Origin of the sequence: Nocardia sp. CA-084685, from assembly GCF_050955785.1 — a bacterium.
Taxonomy (GTDB): Bacteria; Actinomycetota; Actinomycetes; order Mycobacteriales; family Mycobacteriaceae; genus Nocardia.
This window is the reverse complement of sequence record NZ_CP192094.1, coordinates 2,164,340-2,181,928: the sequence shown is the minus strand read 5'-3', so window position 1 is coordinate 2,181,928 and position 17,589 is coordinate 2,164,340. Positions and strand designations below refer to the sequence as shown.

Below are 17,589 nucleotides of genomic sequence, written 5' to 3'. Positions count from 1 at the left end.
TCGGTCCGCGCCGAATCCGATCGGTGGTGTCTTTTTGAATCCGGAAGCATTTCCTCCACTCGGCGTGCAGCACCCGCGGTTCATTTCGTGCATTGCTCTATTTCTGCGCCGAAGAAGCCCGAGGAGATTTACCCCGAGTAATAGGTGGTATACATGATTGATGCCGCACGTTGGGGACATTTTTAGCACCGAGAAATGAAAAGTTGAAGAAACAAAACTTCTGCGGAACAGGGAATTTGCATCCGCACCGGGAGAGCGGGTCGGCGCGCTTTCATCCCGCTCACCGGGAGGCGGATTTGACAGCGCGGACCACGAGATCCCAACCGGCGCGGTGGTAAACCAGCGGCAGTACCACATGCTGCCAATCGCCCCTATGTCGATCGGGCAAATACGAGAGGCTATCAATGCGCCGGTTACTAAATATGCAGCATACGATTCCGGTTTAAGAACTTCAGCCATCGGAAATTTCCGTTAACCGAGATGCGTATCGGAACTTTCGAACCTCGTTCAGCGCATCGGGTCGAAACCACCGTTGGATCCACTGCCCCCCTTTTGCTGGGACTCGTCGATCACCCAGGCGGCGATCTGGGTGCGGGAGGTGAAGCCGAGTTTGGTCAGGATGTGTTCGACATGGTGTTGTGCGGTGCGTTGGGAGAGCACGAGTTTCGCGGCGATCTGTTTGTTGGTGAGTCCTTGCGCGACGAGGTGCGCGACCTCCAGTTCGCGCTTGGTCAATGACGTGCCGGAATCGTGTGGGGTGGTACTCGCCGGTTCCCCCAGGGCGTAGGCCACTGCGGCGTCCATCCCCATGGCTTGTCCGCGCCGGAAGGCGACGTCGAATCTGCGGTCACCGAGTGCGCGGCGCACGATGTCCTCGCATTCGTCGTGATAGTGGGATAGCTCCGTGAAAAAGGTGGTGACACCTGGGGCGGAGCGCAGCAGGTGTTCGGCGGCGCCCATCAGGGTGGCCGCCCGTTCACCATGGCCGTCGGCGCCGGTCCAGGCCAGTCCCTCGATGGCCAGCGCCGCGACGACAGGGCTGCGCACGCGCCGGTTGGCTCGTAGCGATTCCAGCAGTAACTCTTGTGCGCGGGACCGTTCGCTTCGCTGCCACACGGCGATGGCGATGCCCCACAGCGTGGTCGATCGAAACAGCGATTCGCCGCACGCTTGGGTGATGGAAAGTATCTGCTCGTGATACTCGATCGCACGTTCGGTATCTCCCCGAAGTGCGTGTGCCCAACCGAGGTCGGACAACGTGGAGATATAGAGATGTCCTCGAGGAGTGGATTCGAATACCGCGAGGGTGGGTTCGAGTGCGGATACCGCCCGATCGAGTTCGCCGCGGAAAAGTGCCAGGGCTCCCTCGGCGGACGCGGCCAGCGCTTTGGTGATGGGTGCGGGGTCCTGTTGGGCGAGGATGCGTGCCTGCTCGACGAGGGTGGCCGCGTATTCCAGATCTCCCTGCACCGCAGCCATGTACGTGCTCGTATGCAGTGCTTTGACGCGATCGAGTATCGAGTGCGCGGCCGGGTGGGCCAGGAGTCGGTCCAGCCAGCGTCGGCCTTCACCGAATCGCCCTCGGAAGCTCCAGAACACGAATAGCGCGGCAGCGGTGCGCAGCCCCGCCTCGGCCGAGCCCGCGGTCGCGTCCGACACGCAGAATTCGAGGGCTTCCCGCAGATTCGGCTGTTCGCGGTCGAGGCGAGCTAGCCAGTCGAGTTGGCGGTCGCTGATCCACCCGGCCTCGGCATCCAACGCCAACCGCAGGCACCAGTCACGGTGTCGTCGGCGCAGATCCTGGTTTTCGCCGGTCTCCTGCAGCTTTTCCCACCCGTAGTCGCGCATCGTCTCGAGCATTCGGAAGCGAACGACGCCTTCGGGTTCCTCCCGGTTCACGATCGACTTGTCAACCAGGGAGGACAATGCGTCGAGCAGAGTCTCCGGCGCCAACTCGGCACCACATACGTATTCGGCGGCGTCGAGTTCGAAGCCCCCGGCGAATACCGTCAGCCGAGCCCACAACCGCTGCTCGACCGGTGTGCACAGCTGGTAGCTCCAGTCGATGCACTCTCGTAGCGTCTGTTGCCGGGTCGGCGCGGTGCGACTACTTCGGGTGAGCAGCGCGTATCGATCGGTGAGCCGCTGCAGGATCTGATGCGGCGACATGGCGCGCATCCGTGCCGCGGCGAGTTCGATCGCCAGCGGCAACCCGTCCAGCCAGGAACATATACCCGCTACCGCCGTCTTATTGTCGTCGGAGAGTTCGAAACCCGGCACTACCGCAGCGGCGCGGTCGGCGAACAATGTCACGGCGTCGTATTTGGGCAGCCCGCGCAGCGCCGGTTCACTATCGGGGCCCGGAACGGTGAGCGGCAATACTCGCAGTACCGCTTCTCCGGCGATGTCGAGCGGCTCGCGGCTGGTGACGAGAATCCGCTGATTCGGACAAGCCATCAACAATGTCTCGACCAGCTCCGCTGCGGCCGCCAACACTTGCTCACAGTTGTCCAGAACGAGCAGGGCGTCCTGGGACTGCAGGAACTGGACCAGCACTTCCCGCGTCGATCGAATCGAATCGTCGCGTATGCCAAGCGAAGCCGCCACGACGTCGATCAGCAGCGACGGGTCGCGCACATCGGCCAGTTCGACAACCCGGACGCCATCGGTGAAATCGCGTCGAGCGTTCGCCGCCGCGCGCAGCGCCAGCCGGGTCTTGCCGACGCCACCGATCCCGGCCAGCGTCACGAGCCGGTAGGTGGCCAACAGATTCTTCACCTCGGCCGTCTCGGCGCGGCGGTCCACGAAACTGGTCAGCTCCAGCGGCAGCTCGCCGACGCTACCGCGACCTGTAGCCGTCACCGGCGGGCCCCATTCCCGCATCGCCGAGGTGTAGTCCAGCGGCTCTGGGGCTGGGTTCGCGTGCAGCGCCATCTCACCGACCTGGTATCCGTGGTGGCGCTGAACCTGCCGGATCGCCGCACCCATCTCAGCCGCTGACGGCCGCTGCCGCGGATCCCGGCTCATCGCCGATTCCACCACCGCCGACAAGTCGTCGGGAATACCACCCTCGCGCAGGTCCGGCACTGGCTCACTGGTGATCCGCACGAACTGGGCCACTACTTGCTCACCGCGGCGGCGTTCGAAGGCGGCATGTCCGGTGAGCGCGCAGAACAGGGTCGAACCGAGCCCGTAGATATCAGCGGCCGACGTCGGGTCGTCGCCACCGAGTACCTCGGGCGCGGTGAACGCCGGCGACGCGGTCAAGACCCCTGTCGCCGTCTCGAACCCGCCCGCGATGCGCGCGATACCGAAATCTGTCAACGCGGGTTCGCCGTAATCGGTGAGCAGAATATTTCCCGGCTTCACATCGCGATGCACGATGCCGAGCCGATGCGCACTCTCGAGCGCACCAGCGATCTTCACCCCGATCCACAACGCGGTCTGCACCGCCAAGGGGCCCTGCCGACGGATCCACGCATCCAGCGAATCCAATGGGTAATACGGCATTACCAAATAGGGACGCCCGCTCGCGGTGACACCTACCTCGAGCACAGTGACGATATTCGGATGTCCGGTCAGCCGCCCCATTGCTCGCTGCTCACGAAAGAACCTTGCCTGGTTGTCCTCGTCGAGCTCGGCGGTCAGCACCTTCACCGCTACCGTGCGGTCCAGGGCCACCTGCCTGCAGCGATAGACCTCGCCGAAACCACCGCGCCCGACCTCTTCGGCGTCCTCGAACCCGGACGCGCTCAAATCGGCCGCGACGGATGTGACCGCGTCGCGGCGGGTCCGGAGTGGATCACCGTCTGTCATCAGCGGCGGGTAACCCACTCGGCGGATACGCGAATACCGAGCGCCATGCACTCACCTTTCGACAATGCCCAGCGTATCGCCAGCAAAGGTGAACAGTCCGCACGTCCGCATCACAACGATCGAATTAGGTTCCTCGCAACGCACTCACCACAGTGCCGCGGCAATCGGGGGCAGATCCTGAGCGGTGCGGATGCCCGGTGGTGCGGCGCATAGGTAGGGGATGGTGTTGACCGCGCGGTTGGCCGCGTAGGTCGGCGAGGCCGCATTCGCCTGGGGCGACGCATCTCCGGGCCGCAGGTCGACCTGGAGGGGCGCATCGCCCTCGACCGAGATACGCCATCCGGTCGGGCGCAGTGACCAGTCGGAGTCGGTGTCGGTGCTGCAGTAGCGGGTCGAGCGGAACTGCAGCAGCGGCTGGCCGCGGCGCATGCCGGAGACGGTGATCCGTTGTGCGACAACGGTTCCCTTACGGAAGACGGCGGCGCCGACCTGGACGTCTCGATTCGCGGTGGCGAGTTCGCCGTGGACGTCGATCGCGTCGAGTGGCGGACCGAATGCGTCGGCGGCCAGGCGCAGGGACGGGCCGATTGCGCGGCTGGCCTGCAGTAGCAGGTGGGGCTCGAATGCCGCTTGGCTTATGCCGAAGCCCATACCGAGCAGCGTCCATGGGGTCTCGGAGTGGGTGAGGTCGGTGTATTCGTCGATCATCATGCGGTCCAGGCGTCGTTGGATCGAGCCGAGTGCGATGGACATGGTTTCGGTGATGAAGCCGGGACTGTGGCCGGTGCTGTGGATCGAGGCTCCGCCGGACCAGCATGCCGCCTCCACGCGTGCATACAAGGCTTCATCCACGCTGACCGGATGATGGAAGATGCCGTGGGTAGTCACGATATTCGTGCCCGTGGCCAATACTCGGCAGACGGTGTCGATGTCGAAGATACGCGGGGTGTAGAGCACGCAATCGGCACCCAACTCGATGATTTCGTCGATATCGCCGGTGGCGGTGATCCCGGTCTGTGTCGGCACTTGGCACAGCCGGCCCGCATCGGTGCCGACCTTTTCCTGGGTGTGGGTATAGACCCCGACGAGCGTGAGGGTCGGATGCTCGATGAGGGCGCGCAGAGCGGGTCGACCAACATTCCCGGTGGCCCACTGGACCACCCGGCATCGTCGCACCGCTCGCTCGATTTTGTTGTGCGGCAAGGGATTCGTCCCATCTCGGTGGCTGGACAAGAGGCGTGCGGCCGACGTCTCGATCGGCCCGCCTTCACATACCGAAGAGCTTCTGTTCCCCGGCGAGATCGATCAGGAAGTTCGACCGCGTGTGTGCCAATCCCCAGCCATGGTCGATGCGAGCACCACGGCGGGCAATGCCTCCTGCCGTGCGCCCGGCTCCGTCGCCTGATCCGGCGCCGTCGAGACTGATCCAGTTGCAGGCGAGTCGATTTCGTGGGCATCGTCTGCCAGCGTCTCCTGCCGATGCGGCTCGTAACTGCGGTAATAACGCGGCTTGTGTGACTCGATCGCATTGATCGCCTGCAATGTTTGCGGATCCACCGCTGTTCCCACTCGCTTCCTGAATTGATCGTCGGGTTATCGCGTCCTGCGGCGCCAGCATGAAGGAGAAGCGGGCGCTTATCGAATAGTTGATAGTGTTTATCTAATAATTGATAGAACCTTAGTGCTGGCGGCGAAAAGGCGTCAAGCTTGCGGCCGAATGACCTGGAACTCCACGCCGCCGCCATCGGTTCCACCGCAGAAGACCGCAGGCGCGTCGGTGATCGAATTCGACTATGCGCAGTGGTTCTCGAATCCGCCGGTGCGACTGGAGAAGGCCCCCGTACGACACATATGCGGGATGTAATTGGCAGCGGGACAGTATGATTCGCGTTAACGGTGGCGTGAGCTAGCACCCGGCCATCGGCCGAGAGCATCGCCGCGACTCGGGAGCCCACGGTCCGTCGGAGGATTCGCCCCCGAGCTCTGGCGAAATGTTGGCGGGCAGGTCTTTGTCCATGGTCGAGGTTCGGCACGAGCCATTCACGAGTGCGCCTGTCTGTGCGGCGCGGAATTGCTGGGAGATCCCCACTTTCGCTGCGGCGAGGTCGAAGCGGTCGAAGGCACCGTCGATCGCGAGTTGTGCGCAGGTGCCTATGTCAGGCGGTTCTCGTCGTAGAACAGGTCCAGCGCGCCGGAGGCGATCCGGGCTGGCGGCAGTCCGGACCGATCCTCCGACCGTGTGGGTGCGGCGAGCGCGCGCTGATGCCGGTGTCGTATCGAAACGCATCGATCGGCGATCGGATTCAGTTCTGGACTGTTCGCGCATGAGCAGTCAAGGCCGTTCTCGTTGATGCTCCGGTTGGAGATTGCGCACTGCCGGCGCGACCCAAGTGGTGAGGTACGCGCGGAGTTCGGCACCGCGGCGCGGAGGTCGTCCGGGGTCGAGGACGAAGGACTGGACGATGCGAAGCATGTGTTCGACAAGCTCATCGAGACGGACGCTGTCGATGCCCGCCTGTTCCCAGTCGACGGCAAAGCGCTCGAGGATGGAACGACCGAAAGCGAGCGCGGTATCGGAGGTGACGCCTGCGGAGAAGGTGCCGGAGCGGGCGGGGGTGAGCAACAGGCCGAGGTAGCGGTCCCCGGGGAGGCATTCGAGGGTGTAGGCGATGCCTTCGACCACAGCGTCGGCCGGATCGGGGATCCGGCCGAGGTGGGCGGCGAGAATGTCGAGGAACTGTCCCGATTCGGCCAGGGCGGTGGCGACGAGAAGGGCTTCGGCGTTGGCGAAGTACCGGTAGACAGTCTGGCGGGTGACGCCGAGGTCGCGCGCGATCTCGGCCATGGTGAATTCCCCGCCGGAGCGTTGTATGGCAGTCCGGGCGGCAGCAAGGATGCGCGCGATGGCCTCGGCGTCATCGGCCGGGGCGGTCCCCGACCATCCGTGCGTGCGCATCGACTCTCCTTTGATCGGACGATTGCCCTCGGGCGACCCTATCGAGCACTGTGACCAACACCTCCACGCACGACACCTTCGATCGCCACCATCGCATGGGCTTTCCGTTCAACCGGATCAGCAATCTCGACACCGACCCGGGTGGCACCAGGGATCCTCTGATGAACATGGGCGTCAGCCAACACGACCACATGCTCATCGGCCGCAACGAGATCGGCGTCCAGCACATGATCAAGACCTTCGCCGCCGAACTCGGCGTCGCCCTGGACTGAACGGCCCGAAATTACCGCCCACTGAAAAGCCGCCGTCGCGCTGAGCCCGATCGCGCGGCCCGAGCGGCGACTTCGAAAGCGAAGAACGGGAACACAAACGGATGCGGCGGATGCTGGTGCCCGCGTTCTCCGCGCCGCCCCGCATGCGTGCCCTCGGCGACCGCATCGCCGAACTGACCGACCGCTGCCTCGATGACATGCAAGCACCGCTGCGCAGCGGCCGCAATCGCCCAACGACTCCGGCGCTAGCCGAGGCTGAAAGGCTTCCCCCACAACGTGATCCACGAGGAGACAGTGTCGCTCCTGACTTCGACGCTGACGAAGGCGCGAGCTTGCGCGTATCCACCGCAGCCGCTCAGACCGAGCGTTTCGTCGGTCCAGGTGACCGAGCCACTGGTGCCCGAGAAGCGGTTGTACATTTTGTGGGACTCGTTTCCGAAGGCGTCGGCCTTTTCCCGATCGATAAGGTAGAACGACTTCGCTTGCCCAGGTCCGAGGGTCAGGTTGGCGCCGGAGGTCGCGCCGACGTGCGGCGTCACCTCTTGGCCGTCACTCCGGAGCCCACCTTCGACACCACCGTTGGCGCCCCCGCCTGCGATATCGACCTGGCATCCCACGGTATAGCCCGGAAAGACAATGCCTCCCGCGCTACTTCCCGAGCCCGACAGGACGACTTGCGCACTGCCGGACACCCACGCGTTGCGGTGTGCCGGGGTCGAGCCCATCGAGGGGTTGATCTCTGCCGACTCGCCGACCAACCGGACCGTGACGACGGTGCCGTCGGACAGGGTCTTGGTGATTTCGCCGCCGGGAAGTGCAATAACGGTGTCCGCACCGGCAATTGCAGCGACACAGAGGGTAAGGGCGGCAGCAGCACCGGCACCACGGAAGAACATCGAACTCCTCGCGCAACAGCATTTTGCATGTAACTGCAATTTGTCTCCTCGGCGAGATTAGCACACCAAGCATTAGGTTCTGGATACCGTCGGCGCCCGAGCGGCCCCGACCGCACCGAGGACCGCACGCACGCAGTTCGGCCTGGCCATGGGGGCGATGCCGACGTTGCTCAACAGCGGGGTAACGCCGGAGCAGACCAGCGCGGCCAACAGCATCAACCAGACGCTTCGTTCGGTCGGCCGGGTCGATCGGCACCGCCGTCGCCACCGCGGTCCTCGCGGCCAACACGATGACCGGCGCCCACTGCCCACCATCGGTGGCTACGCCGATCATTCGCCGTCTCCGGCGGCATCTGCGTGCTCGCCATCACCGCCGCGCTGATCGTTCCCTACTGGCAAGGAGCGGAGACCACGGACGCAGCGCGAGAGCTGCCGGGACCAACACCCGTACCAGTCGACGCCCGCCCGTCACAGTGACCAGTCGGGCAATTCCTTCCCTGCGCATGATGGTTGACCATACATACATGCATAAATGTATGGTCTACTCATGACAGCCACACCGCCCCCACGCCCGAAACAACTCGACTCGCCCGTGCTGCCCAAGATCTTCAAATACCTTGGCAAAACCCAAGTTTGGGTCTACAAACACACCGGCGGACGCATCGGCGGAAAGTGGCGGGTCGGTGCCGGGTTCCGCAAACCCGTGCCGACGCTGCTGCTCGAACATCGTGGGCGCAAATCCGGGACCACCTACACCACACCCCTGCTCTATATCACCGATGGCGACGACACGGTCATCGTCGCATCGCAGGGCGGGCTGCCCAAACATCCGCAGTGGTACCACAATCTGCGCGCCGACCCCGGGGCCCACATCCAGATCGGCCGCAACAGGTACGCAGTGCACGCCAGCACGGCAGACGCCCAGCAACGCGCGCACCTCTGGCCACTGCTGGTCGACGCTTACGCCGACTTCGACACCTACCAAGCATGGACCGAACGCGAAATTCCGGTCGTCATCCTGCGGCCCAGCACCACCGGCGACTGATCGTCCGGCACGACAGCGAGCGAAGCACGCGAGCCAGGCCACGGCATCTCAGTTTCCGCATCCACAAGCTCTCGCAGCCAACTACTGCGGACAGGCCGAGCGCGGCAAATGCGGGCATCCGAGAGTGTTCCGCATCGTCCACCACCTGAGCATGCGGGAGAGCGCAAGGCCCAAGTCAGCCGCATCCTGACGGCATTGGAAGTCACCGACCGAGTCCAAGCCGCCCTGGTGGCGCGCTACGCGAACATCGCATGACTTGTTGCGCAGACGCCGGCGGCGCGCTAAACCGAGATCAGTACCGGTCCCAGTTGTAGACCCGCAGCGCGGTCCCACCGAGGAACTTCTCCTTGTCGGCCTCGGACATGGGCCAGTGGTCGCGGAACGCGCTGAGGCCCTGCTCGTAGGTGAGGAACATGGTGGCGCGAGTCCAGTCGGTGCCCCACATACACCGGTCGACGCCGAAGGCACTGATTACCCGGCCGATGGGCTCCCAGAGGTCCTCGTAGGGGTACGGCTCATGGGACACGGTGCACACGCCAGTCACCTTGATATTGACGTTGCGGTACTTCGCCAAGGCGAGGACCGTCTCGATTTCGGCGAACGGATCCTTGGGCGCGGACGGCTCGACGCTCTGCGCCATACCGAGGTGGTCGAGGGCGAAACGGGCCTCGGGGAACTTCTTAACCATCGTGTCCATGATCCCGAGCCGGCCCCAGCACGAGATGTTGATGGTGAGATCGGCATCGATCGCCGCGTGGACGGCGGCAGCGACGGCAGGGTCGTCAGGCGACATCTGCATCAACTCGAACAGCAGTCGGATGCCAACGGCGCCAGGGGTTTCCGCCCACTGCTTGATGCGCGCCACGGCGGTCGGGGCCAGCGCGTGAACCGGGGTGACCAGCCGGAATCGGTCCGGGTGATCGCGGTAGACCTCTTCGGCGTAGCCGGCGTCGAAGTCGTAAACACGCACCGGCGAGACAGCGATGGCGCGGTCGACGCCGGCCTCTTTCATCGCCGCGACCATCTGGTCGCCGTTGACCTCGGGTAGGTGCACCGCCTCCGGCATTTCGCGCGCCCACGGACGCTCGGGTGTGTTGGCGGCGAACGGATGAACCTGGGCATCAACGGCGATCATGGGGCTCTCCTTGATGGAGGGGTGCGGTGCGAGACCGGAGCCTCACTCGGATCTGCGCGCGACTGGCGCCGGAATCGGTGACGACTTGTCGGCCTCGACGCTCACCTTCATCGGATCTCCGCCTCTCACAACTTTTTACAGTCGAATGCAAATTCGCCGATTGCCAAAAATGTAACACAACTTACATATGACTGCATGTTGCTACGATGGCGCGATGGACAACGACACCGCGCCCCGGGTACGCGCCGACGCGGTACGCAACGCCGAGCGCATCGTGCGGATGGCGCGCGCGGTCTTCGCCGAGTTCGGCCCGGATGCGCCGCTAGAGGAGATCGCCCGCCGCGCCGACGTGCGGATCCGGACGCTCTACAACCACTTCCCCAGCAAGTCGGACCTGGTGCGGGCAGCCATCGACCAGAGCATCACCGAAGAACTCGCTCCCGCCACCGAACGAGCACTCGCCGAAGACGATCCGCTGGCCGGCCTCCTCAGCGTGATGGACGCCGCGATGAGCCTGGTCGCACGCGAATTCAACACCGTGGCAGCCGCGCGCAACGCCGGCATCCTGGATGCGGCGGCCTACACCCCGTTCCTCGATTCGCTGGTCCTGCTCGCCCGGCGCGCACAGGACGAAGGCACGCTGCGCGCCGACCTCGTTCCCGACGACCTGCCCAGAATCATGGCCATGCTGACCAACACGCTATGGACCATGGACCCCAGCAGCGACGGGTGGCGGCGTTACCTCACCCTCCTGTTCGAAGGCCTGGCACCCACCGGCGGAAACCCCCTGCCTCCAGCGGCACCCCTTTGCACGGGAGCCCGACCCGCGAACTGGGCGGGCTGATTCCCCATTTAATCCGGTTGATTCCACTAAAGTGTCACGTTTTTCGTGTCGTTGGTCGAGTGCTCCGAGGAGCCCGGAGCTCGACCTCCACTCAACTGCACCCCGCCGCGAGGGCCCGGTGTCCCCACGAGGCCGCGCCGACGCGGCATACCCACATGCGTTGACGCCCATCGGTGTTGCGGTTTCTCAACACCCCACAGGTTTAGCGTTTGACATCGGCATAGCAAACGACTATCGAGGAGCCTCGCTGGCTGGCTAGCGACTACCGCTTGTCATGATCCGGACTCGAGTTCCTACTCGTCCACAGCGCGGGGATTGGCCTCAGCCGGATTGCGAACCAGCGCAGCAAGTTCCGTGCGCAGGCGTTCAATCTCCGCACTACCAGTGATAGGAAAGCGGAGTGTAGGCGTCGCAGATGGCATTCTTCAATGCGTCACGGGTGGGCTGATCCAGGTGGTTCCCGTGAACTCGAAGCTATTCAGCCACCCACAACTCCACACAATGTAGATTGCATCTATGTAGATTGCATCTATGTAGATTTTGACTACATTAGGAGTGACAGTGACGTCGGGATTCGTCGGCCGGAGTGTCGAGCTGGAACTCCTGCGGACTCGCTTGGACCGAGTCGCGGAGTCCCACAGGGGCGTCGCCGTTGCGATCAGAGGGCGCCGGCAGGTCGGAAAGTCGCGGCTGGTCCAGGAGTTCTGCGACGCGGCGCAAGTGCCGTATCTCTACTTCACCGCAACCAAGGGAATGCCGGTCTCCGAATCGCTCGCGATATTTCTGGCGGAGTTGAAGAGATCGGGGATCGCGCCTGATCCCGAAACCCTCCCCGAGAGCATCGGCGGCGGCTGGACCGACGCATTCCGACTGTTAGCGGGCGCACTCGGGGACATGCCGACCATCGTCGTAATCGACGAATTGCCTTGGCTGGCAGAACAAGACGCCGTCTTCGACGGCGCGCTACAAACTGCGTGGGACAGGTTGCTCCAGCAACGCCCGGTCTTGCTGCTACTCCTGGGCAGCGACATCCACATGATGGAGCGACTCACTGCCTACGACCGCCCGTTCTACGGGCGAGCCGACAACCTCCTCCTCGATCCGCTCAACCCGGCCGAAGTCGGTCGCGCTCTCGGACTCGACGCAGCCGAGAGCATCGACGCACATTTGATCACTGGCGGGCTGCCAGGCATCTTGCGTAGCTGGCCGCATGGGCTGTCGCCACTCCGGTTCGTGCGACGAGAATGCGGCGACCCCGCCGCGCCGCTATTCGGAGTGCCCGAATCCACACTCCTCGCCGAGTTCCCCGCACCCGACCAAGCGCGACGCGTACTCGAAGCGATCGGCAGCGGGGAACGCACCCACGCCACCATCGCGGCGGCAGCGGGCAGCCGCGCGGGAGCGTTGCCTTCCGGCTCGTTATCGCCTCTACTGCACCGACTTTCGGCGGACAAGCAGGTATTGTCCGCAGACCAGCCACTGTCGGTCAAACCTGGCAAACCAACTCTATACCGGGTCGCTGACAGCAACCTGCGGCTCTACCTCGCGGCCCTGCGCTCGGTTCAGGACCTGGTTCGGCGGGGGCGAGGCGACGCGGCCTATGAGTTGTTCACTTTGCGCTGGACCTCGTGGCGCGGCAAAGCTGTCGAACCGCTCGTGCGAGATGCACTCGAACTGACCGCGCTCGCTGGAGCGCTGCCCTGGAAAGACGTCACTGCGGTCGGCGGCTGGTGGAATCGCGCATTCAATCCCGAGATAGGCCTCATCGGCGCCGACCGCTCCCCCGTCGCCAATCGGGTGATCTTCGCCGGATCGATCAAATGGCTCGGCACCCCGTTCGACCGCCACGATCTAGCCGAACTCACTCGCGGCGTCGCCAGCGTTCCAGGCTGCATCCCGCACGAAACGGCATTGGTCGTAGTGTCCCTGGCCGATATCGAGCCGACTCTTGCAGACACCGTCGACCTGGTGTGGAATGCCTCTGACGTGCTCTCTGCATGGAATTGAGGAAGGTCCGAACCCCGCTCGAAGAAGTCGCGCTCGTTGCGGCACAGCCGTTTTGGATGCTACCCAGAAGACGCCCCTTCAGCAGCTGGGGACGGAATCCCTGAACCGTTCGGATGGTCCATCATCAAGGACGCCGTCGGGTTCGCCTGGCCCAACGGTCATCAAGACCAATCGAACGCCGCCAAGATTGCCTGGCACACTGCGGCGGCCGACTACCGCACCGTCGCCGGTCTAGCCCCGCAGGCGGTCGAGCTCCTCAACAATCAACAGTCACCCGAGATCGAGATCGCCGCCAGCACCTGCCAGACCCGGCAAACGGATTTCACCGCGTTGGCCGATGCATGCCAGACACTCGGCGATGCCTGCGGTGAGTACGCCCACCACCTCGACGAGGCGCACCACAAGGTCCTGGAGGAACTACGCGGAATCGCCATCGAAACCGCTGCCGGCGAGGTCGCTTTCGCCGCACTGGCGCCGTTCACGGCAACCCTGTCCGAATGGGTTGGCAACGCGGCCTTGGCCGGACGTGTCGCGATCCGCGCGCGCCGGATCACGACATTCATCGGCGAGCTCGCGACGAAGCTGACAAAGCTCGTCACCGACGTCGTGAAACCACTTGCTGAACGACTCAAGCCGTTGTTCGAGCGAGTCCGCAACTGGGTCAGCGCCGCCAAGATAAAAATGACTCCGTTCGCACGACGCGACGCCGTCTTAACCGATGGGCAACTGTTCTCCCGGATGGGACCGCGCACGAACCAGGAGGTTCTCGAAAGCGGAAACCATCTGCCGATGACCCAAGAAACCATCGAGGAATACGCCCGCCGAGCCGGTGTCGACCTCACGGGCATCCGCGTGGACGTAGCCAGCTCCGCCGATGATGTGCGCTACTTCGACTACATGGAGGCCAGCGCCAGCACCGCCCCGGGACATATCGCGTTGGTCCCCAGCGCATTTGCCGATGAACAGACATTGCTGCGGAACTTGGTGCACGAGCGCGTCCACATCGACCAGTACGCGCAAGGCAGAGTGGGAACAGGAGTGACCAGAGAGCTGGAAGACGAGGCATACGCCGCCGATGAAGCGTTCTGGCAACGCTATCTCGCTGGGAAGAAAGGAGAATGAGCAGTGAGCGAATTCTATGTTGAAGACATCTTCCCGGTCAGTTTCCGACCGAACCCGTTCGTCGTCGGCCGGGCCGTCGGAGACTTCACAGTGGGCCAACAGGTCGAGCTGCACAAGAAAGACGGAACGACCTACCGGGGAGTTCTGGAAGCGCTCGACTTCCACCAGCCCGCGCCGGGCAAGTTCTCGCTCGTCTTCTCCACCGAGGTGTCGTCTCGAATCGAACCCGGCGACGTTGTCTACTCGGTTCCCGCTGAGAAAGGTCTGCGCTCACCGTGACTACAGACATCCAGGAATGGGAGCGGCAACTTCAACGAGAACTCGCCGAGATCCGTAGCAACAGCCAGCAACTCGCCGCAGCGATCGCTGTGGTACGCGGCCGCAGCGAAGCACGAGGAGTACTCGTCGAAGTCGACGCCGACGGCGACATCACCGACCTGCAGATCGCCCCAGGCGCTATGCACTCACCCGGCAGCCAACTCGCTGCAGTGCTGCGAGACTGCCACCGCAAGGCACGAGCTGACGCAAAAGCCAAGGTCAAGCATCTGGTCAACAAAGCCGACCCGCGGATCCGCGACCAACTCCAACATCTGAGCAGTGGCGAACAGAAAACCCTCGACGAGCAGCGTGAGCCGAAATCAGAAGCCGCGATACAAGCCGCCGACGACGCCTACTTCGAACGCATGAACCAACAAGGCTGGCGGACCTAACTCACCAGCAACTACACAATCGAAACCTCGGTGCAATCGCTACTGAGGTTGATCTGGGGCAGAGCCGCGCCGACCCTGCTCAGCCCGAGCGGCGAGGTCTGCGAATCTGCTCCGCTGCCCCGCCAGCGGGGCCAAGTACCCCTTACTCTCGCCGTAGTAGTCAAACAGGCAGGAGTCGCAGACGATCGTGTTGCTCGCACCGGCACCGTAAAGGGCGCCGCCGTCGCGCGCTACACCGCCTCGGCATTCGGAGCAGAATCCCGGGTATTGGTTACGTTGCATAGTGTTCCCCATGAATGACATTGGTAGGCCAGGACATTCGCCCAGGATTTTCTTTGAATGATGCCAGCGAGCACCGACAAGTCACGCAAACTCCGCCTGTCCGTACGGCAGCGATCCGCCCGCTTGCCCGGTTGGTTTACCTGAACAGAGCGGCAAACGGAGACTCCGGTGCCAGCGCTCGCTCCTTCTCCCAGCATCACGGGCCGAGCAACCAATGCTCGGTCTCCCGCAACCCATCTGCCCGTCGCTGGGCAAGGTCGATCGCGGCGCGGTCATCGCCGAGCACCACGACCTCGAGGCCCGGGATGCCGGTCCAGGTCACAATCTCCTCGGCGACATGATCTACACACCCCGGCGGCATCTCCACCACGCGCCCGCCCTCACCGTCGTCAGCACCTGCAATCGCAGATCGCGAGTACCGGCCGCGCAAGAGTCACCAAGCATGTAGATACAGCGGAAGCGCCCTTGCCCGGCTCCAGGTTCGGGGCTCGTCAATAATCGGCTGACGCACAATATCCTAAAATGCGTACGCTACCTGCATGAACGTAGGCAAATCGATCCGCTACGCACTGGAATGCCTGGACCGTCACGAAGACGAGCCCGCGATGATGCACGCTTGCGCAGCCGTTCACGCCACCGCGAAGAAATGGGCCACCCGCAAGACTACCGATCGGATGGCGTTCACCAGCTTCCTCCGGGACAACTATGACATCCTCGGTCCGATGGGCGCGCGCGGCCTCAACGTCCAGGGCACTCGGTTCCCGCTGGCGATCACGTCCTCGCTGGGCGAGGGTGAACAACCCGATCTCGCCGACATCATCCTGACGATCCATCGAAACGCCCACGCGCACGGCGACGAAGTGAAAGTCGGTTTCGAGCTGACCGGACGGCAGGGACTCGTCAGCACAATTCACATCGACATCGAAAACAAGTCAATCCGACTGCCCTGGAACCTCATTCCCGGACTGTGTGCGGTTGCCGTGGTCAGCGATCTGAACACCGACCAGTACGTTCCCGACGGATGCCATCTCACCTACGGATATCCGATCATGCGGTTCGAGATCAACGAGTGGTGGGGACGCAAGCACGACTTCCTCGCCCAAATCGCCACACAGCCATACCCCGTGGTGAAGCTCGACTTCAGCAACGTCGCCACCTAATGACTAGCCAAAATTGGGTGAGGGCAGGCGCATACCCGCCCCACCGGTGTCGGAGCCATCGGTTGATGGCAGTGATGCGGACGGTGGCCTGGTAGCGGACAGCGAGTTCGTCGTATCTGGTTGCCACGGCGCGGTGTTCCTTCAACTGTCCGATCCCGTGCCCGATAAGCGTGACGGTCCTTGTATTGCTCGGAGTCCAGCGTTAGACAATTGGCGAGATTCTAAATCGCCACCAGCGTCACGGCACCGTCCACTCTGGGACGGGCTACGACCAATCCCACTGTCGACAGCAATCACCTGGATAATCCTTTGGCCCTCTGGCACCGAGAAGACCACATCTCCCGAGTACATCTGGCCTACCTGCAAGTAGCCGGAGTCTTTGTATTGGACGGGGCCGATACCGGTGTAGGGGAGTTGATGGACGATCTGGCCGGTGTTGGTTTGGATGTCGAAGGTGAATACGTCGATCCTTCCCGATTCACTCATCGTTGTCGCCATCGTCCGGCGAGATCGCCTCACTGTTCCGCGGGGCCTCAATCCGACGGATTCCACTCAGATCGAACGCTGCGTCGGACTCGGAACCCTGATCGCGAGCGGCGCGTTCCTCTTCGATCATCTGGTCGTGTGAAACCTTCGGCGGAACTGAACTCGATGTTGGCGAACGGCCGAGGGTTCCGACGATTGTCAGCTAATTTCATTGGTCAAAACGGACAAAACCAGGGTCGAACTGATACGTTCGCCCTGGTCAAAGCTCCCCCATCTGGACTCGAACCAGAAACCTGCCGATTAACAGTCGGCTGCTCTGCCAATTGAGCTATAGGGGACTATCCTTTGGCTCGTCCGTACTGGGCGGGCCGAGGTGAAACTCTAGCGTATCGGCGCTCGCCTTCCCAAATCGCGTCTCTAGCTGGAGACATGCGGGCGCTTCGGCGTGTCTGGGAGTGGCGCGCGGCGGGGGTGGATCCGGATCGACAGGTGTACCCGGCGTCGGGCAGGATGGTAGCCGCGCACAGGCACTTTGGGAGGAGCTCTACGAGATGCTGCGGTTGATCATCGGCATTGCGGCCGGTTACGTGCTCGGGACGAAGGCCGGGCGGGGTCGCTATGAACAGATCAGTGCGGCGACCCGCGCGGTCACTGGGAGTCCGGTGACTCGCAAGCTGGTTCTCTTCGGGCGACAGAAGCTGTCGGACAAGCTCAGCACCCAGGCGAAGTTGGAGCCGATGGTGCCGCTGGATGAGCGGACCACGATTCTGGTGCCGCAGGATCAGCTGCGCCGCTGAATTCGAAGCCAGAAATGTGCCGGTTAGCAGTCGAAGGTGGTGCACCTAGTCGTCCTCGGGT

At 63.4% G+C, this 17,589-nt stretch carries 16 protein-coding genes, 1 tRNA gene and 1 pseudogene; 10 read left to right on the top strand and 8 right to left on the bottom strand.

Annotation, left to right across the window (positions count from 1 at the left end; all coding sequences use genetic code 11):
* Window positions 1-507: 507 nt before the first annotated feature.
* From ACQP2U_RS09690 to ACQP2U_RS09680, 3 genes are all read right to left on the bottom strand, one after another.
* On the bottom strand, window positions 508-3,816 hold the full coding sequence (locus tag ACQP2U_RS09690; protein WP_433714348.1) for a protein kinase domain-containing protein: 3,309 nt from the start codon (window positions 3,814-3,816) through the stop codon (window positions 508-510).
* A 144-nt stretch (window positions 3,817-3,960) separates the two neighbouring features.
* Window positions 3,961-4,977 (bottom strand): NAD(P)H-dependent amine dehydrogenase family protein, encoded by a 1,017-nt coding sequence (locus ACQP2U_RS09685; protein ID WP_433714347.1) that lies wholly within the window; start codon window positions 4,975-4,977, stop codon window positions 3,961-3,963.
* Between the two features lie 1,171 nt (window positions 4,978-6,148).
* On the bottom strand, window positions 6,149-6,772 hold the full coding sequence (locus tag ACQP2U_RS09680) for a TetR/AcrR family transcriptional regulator (RefSeq protein ID WP_433714346.1): 624 nt from the start codon (window positions 6,770-6,772) through the stop codon (window positions 6,149-6,151).
* Window positions 6,773-6,816: 44 nt separating this feature from the next.
* Here ACQP2U_RS09680 and ACQP2U_RS09675 point away from each other — a divergent pair.
* Window positions 6,817-7,044: pseudogene (locus tag ACQP2U_RS09675) on the top strand (hypothetical protein); the annotation flags it as partial.
* 245 nt (window positions 7,045-7,289) lie between these two features.
* Here the strand turns inward: ACQP2U_RS09675 and ACQP2U_RS09670 are convergent.
* Together ACQP2U_RS09670 and ACQP2U_RS09665 are read right to left on the bottom strand one after the other, a co-directional pair.
* Complete coding sequence (locus ACQP2U_RS09670) at window positions 7,290-7,940, bottom strand: MspA family porin (protein WP_433714345.1); 651 nt, start codon at window positions 7,938-7,940, stop codon at window positions 7,290-7,292.
* Window positions 7,941-8,012: 72 nt separating this feature from the next.
* Entirely contained in the window at window positions 8,013-8,156 is a 144-nt protein-coding gene (locus ACQP2U_RS09665) for a hypothetical protein (RefSeq protein WP_433714344.1), read from the bottom strand.
* Between the two features lie 331 nt (window positions 8,157-8,487).
* Here ACQP2U_RS09665 and ACQP2U_RS09660 point away from each other — a divergent pair, with 331 nt between their 5' ends.
* Entirely contained in the window at window positions 8,488-8,985 is a 498-nt protein-coding gene (locus ACQP2U_RS09660) for a nitroreductase family deazaflavin-dependent oxidoreductase (protein ID WP_433714343.1), read from the top strand.
* Between the two features lie 292 nt (window positions 8,986-9,277).
* Here the strand turns inward: ACQP2U_RS09660 and ACQP2U_RS09655 are convergent, their stop codons facing one another.
* Window positions 9,278-10,120, bottom strand: a complete 843-nt coding sequence (locus ACQP2U_RS09655; RefSeq protein ID WP_433714342.1) for an amidohydrolase family protein — start codon at window positions 10,118-10,120, stop codon at window positions 9,278-9,280.
* A 214-nt stretch (window positions 10,121-10,334) separates the two neighbouring features.
* Between ACQP2U_RS09655 and ACQP2U_RS09650 the strand changes: the two genes are divergently transcribed.
* From ACQP2U_RS09650 to ACQP2U_RS09630, 5 genes are all read left to right on the top strand, one after another.
* Entirely contained in the window at window positions 10,335-10,964 is a 630-nt protein-coding gene (locus tag ACQP2U_RS09650; RefSeq protein WP_433714341.1) for a TetR/AcrR family transcriptional regulator, read from the top strand.
* Between the two features lie 561 nt (window positions 10,965-11,525).
* A complete protein-coding gene (locus ACQP2U_RS09645) occupies window positions 11,526-12,971 on the top strand; it encodes an ATP-binding protein (protein WP_433714340.1) in 1,446 nt (481 codons plus the stop codon).
* A 36-nt stretch (window positions 12,972-13,007) separates the two neighbouring features.
* Entirely contained in the window at window positions 13,008-14,093 is a 1,086-nt protein-coding gene (locus ACQP2U_RS09640) for a hypothetical protein (protein ID WP_433714339.1), read from the top strand.
* 3 nt (window positions 14,094-14,096) lie between these two features.
* Window positions 14,097-14,372 carry a hypothetical protein gene (locus tag ACQP2U_RS09635; protein WP_433714338.1) on the top strand — a complete coding sequence of 92 codons (276 nt, stop codon included), beginning with the start codon at window positions 14,097-14,099 and terminating at the stop codon, window positions 14,370-14,372.
* Window positions 14,369-14,803: a YbaB/EbfC family nucleoid-associated protein gene (locus tag ACQP2U_RS09630; protein WP_433714337.1), complete on the top strand. Its 435-nt coding sequence runs from the start codon at window positions 14,369-14,371 to the stop codon at window positions 14,801-14,803. The genes ACQP2U_RS09635 and ACQP2U_RS09630 overlap by 4 nt, the downstream gene beginning before the upstream one ends.
* Before the next feature lie 478 nt (window positions 14,804-15,281).
* On the opposite strand, the gene ACQP2U_RS09625 is transcribed toward ACQP2U_RS09630, so the two are convergent.
* Window positions 15,282-15,455, bottom strand: coding sequence for a hypothetical protein (locus ACQP2U_RS09625; protein ID WP_433714336.1), 174 nt, complete (start codon window positions 15,453-15,455; stop codon window positions 15,282-15,284).
* 169 nt (window positions 15,456-15,624) lie between these two features.
* Between ACQP2U_RS09625 and ACQP2U_RS09620 the strand changes: the two genes are divergently transcribed.
* Both ACQP2U_RS09620 and ACQP2U_RS09615 read left to right on the top strand, forming a co-directional pair.
* Window positions 15,625-16,245 carry a hypothetical protein gene (locus ACQP2U_RS09620; RefSeq protein WP_433714335.1) on the top strand — a complete coding sequence of 207 codons (621 nt, stop codon included), beginning with the start codon at window positions 15,625-15,627 and terminating at the stop codon, window positions 16,243-16,245.
* Between the two features lie 454 nt (window positions 16,246-16,699).
* A complete protein-coding gene (locus ACQP2U_RS09615) occupies window positions 16,700-16,873 on the top strand; it encodes a hypothetical protein (protein WP_433714334.1) in 174 nt (57 codons plus the stop codon).
* 123 nt (window positions 16,874-16,996) lie between these two features.
* Here ACQP2U_RS09615 and ACQP2U_RS09610 read toward each other — a convergent pair.
* A tRNA-Asn gene (locus tag ACQP2U_RS09610) sits at window positions 16,997-17,069 on the bottom strand.
* Between the two features lie 213 nt (window positions 17,070-17,282).
* On the opposite strand from ACQP2U_RS09610, the gene ACQP2U_RS09605 reads away from it, so the two are divergent.
* Window positions 17,283-17,528: a hypothetical protein gene (locus ACQP2U_RS09605; RefSeq protein ID WP_063040910.1), complete on the top strand. Its 246-nt coding sequence runs from the start codon at window positions 17,283-17,285 to the stop codon at window positions 17,526-17,528.
* Window positions 17,529-17,589: the final 61 nt, after the last annotated feature.